Annotated in this window: 10 protein-coding genes and 1 pseudogene; 4 read left to right on the plus strand and 7 right to left on the minus strand. The window is 39.7% G+C overall.

Annotation, left to right across the window (positions count from 1 at the left end; genetic code table 11):
* Positions 1 to 20: 20 nt before the first annotated feature.
* The 3 genes from G5B30_RS12320 to G5B30_RS12330 form a co-directional block, all read right to left on the minus strand.
* Positions 21 to 2,057, minus strand: a complete 2,037-nt coding sequence (locus G5B30_RS12320) for a hypothetical protein (protein ID WP_165320302.1) — start codon at positions 2,055 to 2,057, stop codon at positions 21 to 23.
* A gap of 834 nt (positions 2,058 to 2,891) precedes the next feature.
* On the minus strand, positions 2,892 to 3,488 hold the full coding sequence (locus G5B30_RS12325; protein ID WP_165320303.1) for an RloB family protein: 597 nt from the start codon (positions 3,486 to 3,488) through the stop codon (positions 2,892 to 2,894).
* Positions 3,489 to 4,775, minus strand: coding sequence for an AAA family ATPase (locus G5B30_RS12330; RefSeq protein WP_165320304.1), 1,287 nt, complete (start codon positions 4,773 to 4,775; stop codon positions 3,489 to 3,491). It abuts the gene before it with no gap.
* 500 nt (positions 4,776 to 5,275) lie between these two features.
* Here G5B30_RS12330 and G5B30_RS12335 point away from each other — a divergent pair, with 500 nt between their 5' ends.
* Both G5B30_RS12335 and G5B30_RS12340 read left to right on the plus strand, forming a co-directional pair.
* Positions 5,276 to 6,439, plus strand: a complete 1,164-nt coding sequence (locus tag G5B30_RS12335) for a hypothetical protein (protein ID WP_165320305.1) — start codon at positions 5,276 to 5,278, stop codon at positions 6,437 to 6,439.
* A gap of 72 nt (positions 6,440 to 6,511) precedes the next feature.
* Positions 6,512 to 6,679 (plus strand): annotated as a pseudogene (locus G5B30_RS12340) (OST-HTH/LOTUS domain-containing protein); the annotation flags it as partial.
* A gap of 121 nt (positions 6,680 to 6,800) precedes the next feature.
* Here the strand turns inward: G5B30_RS12340 and G5B30_RS12345 are convergent.
* The 4 genes from G5B30_RS12345 to G5B30_RS12355 form a co-directional block, all read right to left on the minus strand.
* On the minus strand, positions 6,801 to 6,992 hold the full coding sequence (locus G5B30_RS12345; protein WP_165320306.1) for a cold-shock protein: 192 nt from the start codon (positions 6,990 to 6,992) through the stop codon (positions 6,801 to 6,803).
* 372 nt (positions 6,993 to 7,364) lie between these two features.
* Positions 7,365 to 8,426 carry a fatty acid desaturase family protein gene (locus tag G5B30_RS12350; RefSeq protein WP_165320307.1) on the minus strand — a complete coding sequence of 354 codons (1,062 nt, stop codon included), beginning with the start codon at positions 8,424 to 8,426 and terminating at the stop codon, positions 7,365 to 7,367.
* Between the two features lie 51 nt (positions 8,427 to 8,477).
* Positions 8,478 to 8,600, minus strand: a complete 123-nt coding sequence (locus tag G5B30_RS17505) for a hypothetical protein (RefSeq protein ID WP_262886603.1) — start codon at positions 8,598 to 8,600, stop codon at positions 8,478 to 8,480.
* A gap of 311 nt (positions 8,601 to 8,911) precedes the next feature.
* On the minus strand, positions 8,912 to 11,113 hold the full coding sequence (locus tag G5B30_RS12355) for a glycosyltransferase (RefSeq protein WP_165320308.1): 2,202 nt from the start codon (positions 11,111 to 11,113) through the stop codon (positions 8,912 to 8,914).
* 412 nt (positions 11,114 to 11,525) lie between these two features.
* On the opposite strand from G5B30_RS12355, the gene G5B30_RS12360 reads away from it, so the two are divergent.
* The gene (locus G5B30_RS12360) at positions 11,526 to 11,798 is read left to right on the plus strand and encodes a WYL domain-containing protein (protein ID WP_317164346.1); all 273 of its coding nucleotides are present in this window, start codon (positions 11,526 to 11,528) and stop codon (positions 11,796 to 11,798) included.
* 305 nt (positions 11,799 to 12,103) lie between these two features.
* A complete protein-coding gene (locus G5B30_RS12365) occupies positions 12,104 to 12,322 on the plus strand; it encodes a helix-turn-helix domain-containing protein (RefSeq protein WP_165320309.1) in 219 nt (72 codons plus the stop codon).

The following is a 12,322-nucleotide window of genomic DNA, read 5'->3' on the forward strand; positions in this document are numbered from 1 at the left end:
ATTTATACATTTGATGAACTTTAATTTTCCAAACCTTTCTGAATAATGTCCATCAACTCATCAAATGTACTCATCTTTTCTATGGATACATTATCGGGAAATTTTGACAATAACTGATTTTTCATGTCTTTAAAAAATTTATCTTCGGAAAATTTCGGTTTAATACCTGTCCTAATATAGGTTTCATCTTTAATAGACATATAAGGCTCATATAATTTAAAATACCCTCTGCCCACAGCACCTTGAAACATATAAAGCGTTGGGTTACTATCCTTATTATTTCCAGCTTTTAAGATTTGCTGTCGAGCAATACCCGGATAAGGGTCAATATAAAACACTTTTTTTATACCTAATTGAAATGCTTTTTTCGAACAAAGTTCACAGGGGCTTGCTGTTGTAAAAAGTATTCCACCGCTTAATCCCTGTCCTCCAAATTTAGAAATTTGCAACATGGCATTTTCTTCGGCATGCAACGACCGAGTATGGACCTGATTCTCTTTCCCTTCATACGCATTATGAAAATCCTTAAAACAATAAGGACAATTATGTCCATTTAGGTTATTGAAAAAATTGGATTCCTCGCCGTAAGCACTAATTAACGTCTCTTTTACTTTTGCTTTGAATTGTTTACCTGAATAGTCTCCTCCTTGTTTTTCATACTCTGAGTAAACAGAGGGTGCTTCTTCATTTACCAATTCTTTTAGATTTCGCAACGAACATGGTGTTTGTCCTTGTGGTACCTCATTCCAACCTACGGATTTAACGGAGTAATTGATATCAGTAACTACTGCTCCTACCTGCCTAGAAATGCAACCAGAATTATATTTCGAACTAAATGCCAACTGCATTGATCGCTCAATAGCAGAAGCAGTCACTATACCTGGCTTTTGAACCAACGCTAGGAACTTTAGGAGTTGTAATTCCAAACTGAGGTATTGAAACTTTGTTGGATTATATTCCTCTTCATTTGATGAGTTGTCATCTGCGTAAATATAATAATCAGCTTTTTGAATACAATTTTCTACATCGGGGGTAGTAAATTTTCCAATTTTAAAATCTTTTATCTGATAATGAGCTTCATCTATCAACTTTATTTTTTTTAAAATATCATCTGCCTTTTCACCTTCAAACCCCATTTTAGCTATTTTATTCTTCAGATAGGAGCGAGACAACTCTTCATCTTTTCTCGAAGCAATTAAATAAAATCCGGAATACCGCTCTCTAAAAAAATTGATTTCTAGTGAATTTTTTAAGGAATCAATAACAACTCTACTGTATCCTAAAACTTTCCTGTTAATTTTGATAAGGTTTTTAATGGCAATAGCCACGGTAAAAATATACTCAGCTTCAGATTTATGGTCGATATCTTCTTTATAATATATCTTACCAGACGATCTCAGATTGCAAGCAATATCTTGCAAAAATAGTTGGCGCGCAATGGGGTCAATTTTATCTATTATATCGAACAATCCTTTAGAGAAATGAGAAAAGGATTCAAAAAATAATTTATTCAGATATTCAATATGTTTAAACACCTCTTCTTCTGAAAATGAACCAATAGCAAAAGTACTTCTCAAAGGATTAAACAAACTAACCAAGTTGTTTAACAAGTCATTATTTCTATTTAAATAATAACATATTTTTCCAACCACATTATCGCTTGGCTCTTCTTGCCCTAATCTTCTCGTCACAACCGTACAGGGATTGTACATTGAATTAAATGTTTTCTCCAAAATTTCATAAGTCAAAGTCTGAAAGTTATAAGAAGTGCTTTTATATAATTCCTCAAAAAAAAACAGCAACAATACGTCTCGATATTTGACTGTTGAGAATTTGCGCCATTCATTTGATGAATCTGTCAAAAGATTTTTACAAATTGTAAACTTTTGAATTTCATTTATATGTAAATTCTTAGGCACCTTAAACCCGTCATTAGTAAAAGGATTATTATCAGACTTTAGAAATTCACAAATATTGTCGCAACCGCCCCCTGATCGTCCTGTAAGTCCTACGACTAAAAAGTCGCTACGTAAACTATAAAAATTATCTAAGCTCATAAATTAGGTTATAATTAGAATCATACTCTCTTTCTATACCCTGTATAATTGGATACAAGACTAATGTAAGGAAAATATCGTACAAAAAACTGAATAAAACTAATTCTAAGACTTATCAAACTCAAAATACACCAACTACTTTCAAAACAAAACCACAAATAGTGAAGCAAGGAAACCGTTTTCAAAAGCCGATACCTCCATCTATTTTAAAAGAAACATTAGCATCAACTAGTAACACTATCAAAGGTCAGGATAACGTAACGAGGAATAAAGCTCAATGAGACTCGATGCAAAGGACAATTGAAACGGATTCTTGATTTCAGGAACAACGCTTGGATATCGTTGCATAATTGAGATAGATTTCAGAAATTGGTTGTAAAAACTTACAAATGAAAATGGATACGTACACTAAGACGGTGTTAACAGTAATTGCAATTTGCTTGTCAATTCTTACATTTAAGGACATAAACCTATTTCCTAAGGCACACGCCCATAATTCACCGCAGAAAACGGAAAACTCGAATTATGGGTGTTCCAATTAATGCAGATGGCAGTATAAATGTAAGATTAAGCTCAGATCAAGTGGTCGACGTGCGACTTCGGGGAATTGACGAGGCTCCTACTCTGAGGTGGGAGGCAATAAATGTACAAGTTAAAAATTATTAGGCGTTGTAAAACACATTGGACTACCTCATTTTAACTGTTTCGGTCATGACCGAATTTTGGCCCTACTTGATTCTATTCGCTCTAATCATCCTATATAGGATATTCAGACCTCGGATAAAAGGAGCTAACTACATATTTTATCTAAATACATCACAACTTTTCCACATTTTACTTTTTAACGCCCAATACTTTAAAAAACGCAATAAGCTTATGTACCGAAGTATATGGCTGCTGTTCCAAAACAGGCGTCCCCATGTTTCTATTCTCCCTTCTCTCTGCACGATCGATAGCCTGACCCACATATCCACCAAGCTGTTCAAAATGGTTGAGCTTCGTTTTGTGATAGATGGGCCAAATCTTTTTCAAATACTTCAAACACTCCTCACCATCCTTAAAAGCTTTACCGCAATCTTCAAAATGAAGGATAAACCAATATTCTAAACTAATGGCGGTAAATGCCAAGTGAAAGCCGTGCTTTTCCACTTGCTCAAAAACAACTTGTAAATGAGGTGAGTTATCGTGGTCAAAAAATAACCAAACGTCTTCATAGGGGGTTCTCTCCTTTCTGGCCTGCCTCACCCGCCCTTTCGCCTCTGCGATAAGATTCAATGGATCATTTTTCTTGTGGCGAACGACATCGACGGTAACCGTACGTTGCAACTCACGCGGCAAAAAAGCTGTACGCAAAGTCTTTGCATACACCTCTTCTGTCACGCCTTCGCAAAGAATCAATACCCGTCTATGTGATACAACTCGCCTTTTCATCTAATCCTCCTGCATTTCGACCAAAAAGTTCTCGTCCTGTATTACCGGAGTTGCCCCTAAGCGCCCGGCCATGTACCATTTATCCAGTGGCGTATCTGCTCGCACTCCCTCTATATCTGAACAACGGAACATGGTGGAAGCACCACATTCATCTTTCTCCACAAACCATACCTGATCCCGCCGGAACGTATCGTGTGATAACTGGCTCACATCATGGGTAGCAAATATCAGTTGAGCACGGTTGCGATTGATATCCGGACGATGGAACAGACGTATCAAAAACGTCGTAATGTCGGGATGTAGATTCTTCTCCAGTTCATCTACGACCAATACATGTCCTTCTTCGAGTGCTTCGATGATAATACCGCCTAATGCAAATAGGTTTTTGGTACCGGCGGACTCATCCCTTACATCAAATGCTTTTTGCCCTACGATCTTCCCTTTTTTGAATACGTTATGATAGGTCTTGATATCATACCTATACCGGTCTAAAAACTTCACTTTGACATCGGAAGGAATACTATCCGGAAAATGAAACATATCGGAATTCGTTTCTTCTGCAGAAACCTGTGTTATACCAGTGTCCAGCGCACATATCAACGCATTGAATTTACGGGAGAAGCTTGAGCCTGCATCTTCGGCTAGACGGCGAGCGTACAGACGCTTCAAGTCTTCTTCGGCCATACCTTCCAATATCGGATAAATGCGGAGCTTGCTATCGAAAAAACGATAGGCATCCAATAATAACTCTACATTATTCTCTACGGCTTTGGACAAAAACAATTGGTTGGGAAGGGTCATCCTTTCGATCAATTTCTTTCCTCCGCGATAGCTATCGCCAAACTTAATGTCTTTTCCTCTCTCCCGGCTGAAAAGCAAAGATTTATAATTGCCATTGAATATACTCAACTCTTCAGTTTCAATCTCTTTACGACTATAAGAGACGATATATTCGTAATGGTTGTCGTTAGAAATATAATCTATCTCAAATTTGACGGAGCGCCCTTGACTGTCTTCATCCAATAAGAACGGTTCGTAAGAAGCTATAGTCTTATCCAACTTGAAATCGGCAGATTTGAGCACAAGATATTCCAACGCCTGAAATGCTCTTAAAAAACCACTTTTACCGGATGCATTTGCTCCATATATCACCGAAGTCGATAAAAGCTTACGGTCTTGTGCTTCGAAATAATTTCCAGTATGCCCCTTCAAAGCGGACTTGGTCATATCCAATTCGATACGATCACGCATTGACCTGAAGTTTTCTACTGTAAATTTTAACAACATAACTTTTCTATTAAATCCAATACAAATATAGCAATAAAACAGAAATAAATATATTTTTTACCTAAAATATGTTTTTTACAACTTTATTCCCTTCATAAAACAATATAAGCTGGAAATTTAACCATTCTCATCGATGAGTTCGTTGGCATTGATTACAAAACTTAATTTCCATACGTTAGATAAAGGATAGAGCCCCGACCAAACCAGATCAGGCGTAAACAACGCCTTATTGACTTTGGGACTTATCCTTTAGCAGCTCCTATTTATCGTTCCCTTTTCTAATTGTACATGGCAGGGTATTCTTTGTCGTTGGAAATATTCTGTAAAACGGAGCTAAGTCTAGCCGTAGCATTTTTTGGCATGGGCAGAGAAAACAAGTTGTGTTGTGATATGACGCTAAAACAACGGTATTCATATTTCCCACTTATTTGACCATAAGCCCACTATTTAGCAATACACAATAAAAATCGTATATTCACAATTGAAACCAAGAAATTACGATGTCCAATAAAATTTACACCTACTACACCTGGCACAAAATTATCATTTTGTGCCTTTCGATCGGTTTGATTTACTTTCTTGCTCACACAACCTACGAAACCTACATAGCCAAAGGGCTATGTGGATATTTTTGGTTTTTTTCAGTGTTTCTCACGGCACTGGTTATTCTATCCGTGGGCTATATCGCCTATATGATTACTTATAAACTTACAATCCTATCAGACACATTGCGTCAGCAGAGTATTTTTGGATCGAAAACCATAAGCCGAGCGATTTGGCTTCAGGAGACGTCCAGACCTATTGCTATCCCAATTTTTATCGATGGATATGCTACACTCATGCGGGAAAAAGCTATCGCCAATCGGTCTAAGTCTGATGACCTAATGCACCCTCCTACTCCGCCTGTGCCTCCGATCGAGACCTATCGGGTGCAGCAACGGCATAGTATCCTTATTGCCCTATCGACGCTACCAGTGATGGCTTATATGCTTGTACAGACACAGGTTGCCCCTTCCTCAATACTACACCTTTCTATCTACCTTTTGATAAGTTTTGCGATGGTTTATATATGGTACAGCAACACAAGACTTGACAAAGTGTATTTCCCGCAGGCAACCAGGGCCATCAACCCACAGCTGCTGCTGATGTGGGGGGGCTGGAACGTGTGTCATACCTCAGGGTTCTTAACTAGGGTTGAGGTACCGAGCTATCTGCCCTTTATCATAGCTAGTTTATTGCTGAGTGCGGTCATCCACCTTATCATCAAGCGTAAGAAGTGGTTTTCGGAGGTGTTTTTACGACATCGGTATTTTTATTACGCGCTCTTCTTGTACCTGCCGATAACTTGGTACAACCTGCTGTTTTCGGTGAATTGTTTATCACCCAATCCGGCAACGACTTCTGTACAGACGACGGTACAGGCCAAACAATATCTGATTGGGTGGATGCCTTCTTGGGCGATCATGGTGAATGTCTGGAACCCCGATAGCAAAGAAACAATCGAGGTCGTGGCCTCGGTCCATAAAAAAATTCAGCCGGGTGATACGGTTTACATAGACGTGAAAAAGGGCCTCTTGGGTGTATCTTGGTATAAAGCGTCGTACCTAGGGCGGGACACTAGTGAGTTTAGGTATTCGGCGGCGTTACAACAACAGTCGATGTAGATCTTAAGGGGTGAAAGGCTTGAATGGACTGGCATTGATGCCTCTGATGATTATTGTTGAAGGTTAGGAAACTACATTCTTAAAAAGAAGCCTGACTTTGACCCAAGGAATTATGGATTTCCAAAATTGCTTCCTTTAATAAAGGAGACCAATAAATTTGAAATTGACGAACGAGATATAGGCGTAAAAAACATCAAGCATATTTACTTAAAACAAAAAATGCCTGCCGTAAAAAAATAAGTGAAACCGTCCTATAGAGTGTCAAGGTTATGATATCAGAAATCAAAAAAATAGCAGATAACACGAATGTCATCTGCTATAGTATGGCTTGGAAAAGACCGTTTATCTTTCTCTTTAAATTTTATGCTACGCGTACGTTAACGGCATTAACACCTTTTTTGCCGTTCTCTACGTCAAATGTCACGTCGTCGTTTTCACGAACATCGTCAATCAGACCTGATGAATGTACGAAAACATCCTGACCACCATCTGTTGGTGTAATAAAACCGAAACCCTTGGTAACGTTAAAGAATTTTACTGTTCCTTGTTGCATTGTGTTATGTATTTATTGATAAATTATTTTTCTTTTTTTGGCTACTGCCGTTATTGCTTCGATCGTGGCATCGCTACGATGGTAATCCCATTTGTTCGCAAGAAATGATGTCTGTATTTTTTGTGTGGCTTGAAATAGCCCGGTTCAAAAAGGTACTGCACCCGTTATATTGTCAACAAAAATTAGCAGCTGAAAAAGCGAAGACTGAGAGAGAAGAGTGAACTTAACGATTTCAGAAAAGCATTGGCAGAGCCTGATTACGGATTAAATATACGTGTAATTTATTGTAAATGAAAGCATTTTGTTGTTTTTCTTTTATCAGCTCTTTCATTTTGCTCGTTATAGGTGGAGATTACAAACATCGACAGGCTTCTATCGGGACATACTCCGTATGACCCGGACATGGGATTTGAATGCCTCCCGGAAAGTTTCGTATTCCACGCTCTTGATACCAAACTCCTTACAGGTCTCCTTTACGATCCTATTGATTGCAGGATAATGTACATGGCAGATTTTGGGAAAAAGATGGTGCTCCACCTGGAAATTCAATCCTCCGAGCAACCAAGTCAACACCTTACCCTTAGTGGCAAAATTAGCTGTCGACTGCACTTGATGTACCATCCATTCTTGCTCAACCTTATCGGCATTTATATTTTTGAATTCCGTTTCTTCAATCACATGCGCAAGCTGGAATACGGTAGCCAAGCAGATCCCGCACAGTATTCCGGCCACTAACAGCCCAATGAGGGTAGGCAACCATCCGACAACGATCATAGGTATGATTATAAATATACCGAAATGGAACACTTTACTTACCCAAAAGATAACTTTCTCTTTCAGCGGGAAAGCAAATCTTTCGGAGTTTTTACCAAGCTTTTGCCGGAAGTATTTTTCATAGTCCTGAAAGAAAACCCATGCGAGGTAAGATATGCCATATAGGAAGATAAAGTAGTATCGCTGATACTTGTGATAACTCTTGAGCGTTTGATCGTGATGCACCCGCATAAACTTGATCTCAATATCATGGTCCTCTCCCTCGATATTGGTGTACGTATGGTGTGCAATATTATGTTTCAGTTTCCAGAGGTATATATTGCCTCCCACAAGGTTCAACGAGTACGAGAGAATGGTGTTGATCTTCGTATTGCGCGAAAAAGAATTGTGCCCGGCATCGTGCATGATATTAAAGCCGATTGCTGCAAAATTGATCCCCAGGAGCAAACACAATAGGATGCTGATCGGCCAATAAGGCTGCACAAATACCAGAATCGTGTAAAGGCAGATGAGTGAGGAGAAGAGGATGACCGCCTTTAAACCGATCCGCCAATCACCTGTTTTAGACTTGCCGCTCACCTTAAAATATTCGTTTATCCTTACTCTGAGCGATTTTGAAAAGAATGTATTTACATTGCTGAATTTTATAGATGGTGACATGTGGAATTATTAACGGTAATAAAAAAGATAAGAGCAGCCTCATTTAAGGGTCTATTTCTTTTTCTTGCTAAACACATTTGCTGTGGTTTCTTTTGAAGTCGAATCTTTCTCCTGTTGGTAAGAAGATTGTTTCTTCTCTTTCGTACTTTTTGCTTTTTTCTGATCTTTACTCATGATGGGTATACTTTATACTGTTAGTTTTCTCGCTTACCAATCGTGTCCTACGATCGGCCGTTGGCAGGCTGGACCTGCCCTGTGGACAAATCAGTAAGCTGTCCTTGCGATTTGAGAAATGTTACTTGCTTTAAAAAGAAAGGGATTGTCACAGGACAATCTAAAAAATTTCAGGATAAAACAACATATTCTATTTCATGCCTGATCTGCTGAATGGGGGTTAAGTAAGTAGCAGACCTCTTTGCTAAAGGTAATGATAATAATTGACATTCAGTTAATTATGTTTGTTAAATTGTGAAATTTCAGCTCGGCTACGCATAGGGTTCCATTATAAGTCTGGCCATTAGATAACTCAGGGTTGATTCTGCACCCTGATTGATATTGACCGTATCCTCTTCTATTCCATCAAAGCAGCCTCCGGTAACAGGATTGTAAACGATTTGTCCAAGATGGTTCCGGCCCAGGAACCATTCGAATGCATAGCGCATCATTTCTCTATAGCGATACTCCCGACTAACTTTGTAGAACCGTTCCAATGCCATGATTGTATAGGCCACGTCGATAGGCTGTTCCCCTCCCTTGGTATCTGTTCCGGGAATTCCACGCTGTGCCCAACCTTTATTGGATATGACATGGATTTCGCCATCTGTCATGATCTTGCTAAGCAAAAAATCAAACGATCTGTATGCAACTTCTTTATAAATGCTACGCCCTGTAACTTGGTATGTAGCGAGCAATGCTTCAGGAATAGCACTGTTGCCGTAAGTCAGGTAGGACTCATACCACCGCCAGTCCGTTGAGCTTTCATGATCATACATGGCTACCAAACGGTCTGCCAATATCTTTAACACATTAATATAGCGATTTTGCTTCAGAAAGCTCAATCCTTTGATCGTAAAGGACATAGACCTTGTCGAGTGATAGGACAGAAAATGATGCGATGTCCGTTCCAACAATTCATTTGCGAGCGCGACTAATTCTTCGGGCAGCATATCAGACATGCCAATGATCTCGCCCAATGCCCATACTGCCCGACCATTTGCGTCTTCCAGATTTTCCTGTTGGTTCTGATCGGTAAAATGGCCTCGCTGATCTACATAATTCAGAAACGTCCCGTCATCTTGTACACAGTATGCGATAAATTGTAGGTATTTCTGGATCAGGGCCAGATCGCTGTATGATTCAAATATCCTGTAGTGGTGCAGCATAGCGATCAGGGCACGAGCATTATCGTCGAGCGCATAACCACTTTTCAAATCGGGTGTACTGATATTGGCAAACTGTACAAACCCAATATCCGTTGTCATGCGGTGTATGTGACCCAGATTGATCGGTGGAATAGCATATATTATCCTTCGCTGCTCGCCGGCAAGATTTTCGAACAGATTGACATGTGCCAATGCGGTGTTCTGCCACGATGTGGCCACCATTTTTTGCAGATTGATATGCCGGATCCTTTCAAGTCTTGACGTATCGTCCATTATCTGGTTGACGGCATCAGCCAATTGACCGGGAGCTTCATAGTCGATCATGATCCCCATGTCTTCTTTCAACACTTCACGCACATGGGGTATCGGTGTTGACACGATCGGACAGCCCGAGCTCAATGCATAGGAGAAGGTACCGCTGACGGCCTGAAGGGGGTCTTTTGAAGTAAAAAGGTATACATCCGTAATCTGCAGGTATGACAGCAGATCTTCCGTTGATAAAAATTCATTGACAAATCGCACGTGATCGGCGATCTGGTATCGATCCACCAATTCTTTAAGCATATCCCTATAGCGTTCTCCTTCCTGTTGGATCAGAGCAGGATGTGTAATGCCAAGAATGAGGAACATGACATTTGGTGCCCTGGCAATGATCGCAGGAAGTGCCTGCAACGTTGTTTCGATGCTTTTTCCAGGGCCTAAGAGACCAAATGTACTCAGTACTTTCCTATCGGTCAGATCATACCGCCGACGGATCTCGTTCTTATCGACTGCAGGTGCTAAGTGGGTACCATGAGGTATCACGATAATTTTGTCGGCCGATATTTGATAATCGTTGATCAGGATGCTTGCTGAACTCCGGGTCATGACCGAGACGCGGGAACAGGCTTCCGTTAGGGCTTTCACCTTTTCGGCCAACAGTGGGTCCGGTGAAGGCAGTACGGTATGGAAAGTAAGTACCACGGGCTTCTCCAGATTGCTGATGAACGAGAGAAAAGCCACCTCTTGATCTTTGAACAGCCCGAATTCATGCTGGACACATACCATATCGATATCCGCAGAAGTGTTAATATATTCCATAAGGCGATCAAACGAACCGGGACCTGAAACGTCCAGTTTCTGAGGCGTATCAAACTGATAGGCATGTCCAGCACCCTCGTTCTCGATCGGTATGGGTATAAGGTTAAAAGAATGGAATTTGCCTGCGATGGCCCTCATGAGGTCCGTAGTATAGGTAGCGATACCGCATGCGCGTGGGGGAAAAGTCGAAAGGAAGCCTATTCCTTTTTTTGATGTAGATGCCATGATCTTGAAGTTAGAACCTTGCATACTTTCGTCTCGTATTATTACAAGGTCTGCACGTAGGAAGGGTCATCAAGGTACGGAATAAAAAGGACAATTTGCGAAAAAACAATATGATATGTTTCCTAGCTATTGCGAGTACCCTCACGCATACCCGATATAACAAGAGCACCCGAAGCTGCTCGCTTCACAAATATCAGACAGATATTCTTTTGGGTTCAATAACATATCTGGCAATAGGATATGCTGTCAAATCTACCAATTGGAATGGAGTTTAGCTATGAATTAGGAATTCATCATAAATGAATCATTTTATTAAACTTCTCCGAAAGATCTATTTTTAATCCCATAGTAAATACGCTCTGCTCTTTATGACCTACGGCATCTTTTCCAAACGAAATTCTTTGTTCGCTATATATTTCCCTATCATCTTCGTGAGTATAATAACAGGTGGTTTCTATTCGGAAGAAACAAAGATTATCTCACCTTGACCAACTTAGCACCTGACCGCATCCTATCTATAGCGGATGGGAAACACCCTTATATAGAAAACACAGAATGGGATTTTAACGAGTATTTCGAAGACATCGTAGGTGTATCGTTCGAGTCAAATCAAGTCGAAAAAATAAGATTACTTGTGCGGACGCAAGGCACACGTCGTGCCGATAGCACACTATTCTACTTCTAATACGAATCCAATATTCTGCCAAAGCCCTTTGTTCGTTATTTTATCAAAACAGGGAAAAGATATTGAAAAAATCGCGAAACTTGGAATACATAGTGGCCAGAACGAAAAGGAAGTTCTTTTTAAGCCCAACTCAAAATTTAGGGTCTTACAAATAACAAACGAAAATAATAGGATAACGATTACATTGGAGGAGATAAATTTCTATTATATCCAAATGCATATAATTTAGTTTGAAAAATCATTTCTATATGTTTTTACATATAAAATGATAATTTTGCTTAAATTCGTTGCAAAAGCATATAGTCATGATGGTACTTGCAGATTTTGTAAAGCAAAAAAGAAAGGAAGTAAATCTTACACAGGAAGAGTTTGCTGAACGGGCCGGTGTTGCCCTTACAGTCATACGGAAAATAGAACAGGGTAAGGAAAATATGAATCTTGAAAAGGTTAACCAGGTGCTCAAAATGTTCGGACATATTTTAGCTCCCGTGAATGCAAAGGAGCTATTTAGTACAAAGGAGTAA

Origin of the sequence: Sphingobacterium sp. SGG-5 (assembly GCF_011043525.1) — a bacterium.
GTDB lineage: Bacteria > Bacteroidota > Bacteroidia > Sphingobacteriales > Sphingobacteriaceae > Sphingobacterium.

Bases quoted from the DNA above. Each gene is read 5' to 3' on its own strand.
- G5B30_RS12320 (WP_165320302.1), bottom strand. From the start codon at position 2,057: ATGAGCTTAGATAATTTTTATAGTTTACGTAGCGACTTTTTAGTCGTA.
- G5B30_RS12325 (WP_165320303.1), bottom strand. From the start codon at position 3,488: ATGAAAAGGCGAGTTGTATCACATAGACGGGTATTGATTCTTTGCGAA.
- G5B30_RS12330 (WP_165320304.1), bottom strand. From the start codon at position 4,775: ATGTTGTTAAAATTTACAGTAGAAAACTTCAGGTCAATGCGTGATCGT.
- G5B30_RS12335 (WP_165320305.1), top strand. From the start codon at position 5,276: ATGTCCAATAAAATTTACACCTACTACACCTGGCACAAAATTATCATT.
- G5B30_RS12345 (WP_165320306.1), bottom strand. From the start codon at position 6,992: ATGCAACAAGGAACAGTAAAATTCTTTAACGTTACCAAGGGTTTCGGT.
- G5B30_RS12350 (WP_165320307.1), bottom strand. From the start codon at position 8,426: ATGTCACCATCTATAAAATTCAGCAATGTAAATACATTCTTTTCAAAA.
- G5B30_RS17505 (WP_262886603.1), bottom strand. From the start codon at position 8,600: ATGAGTAAAGATCAGAAAAAAGCAAAAAGTACGAAAGAGAAGAAACAA.
- G5B30_RS12355 (WP_165320308.1), bottom strand. From the start codon at position 11,113: ATGGCATCTACATCAAAAAAAGGAATAGGCTTCCTTTCGACTTTTCCC.
- G5B30_RS12365 (WP_165320309.1), top strand. From the start codon at position 12,104: ATGATGGTACTTGCAGATTTTGTAAAGCAAAAAAGAAAGGAAGTAAAT.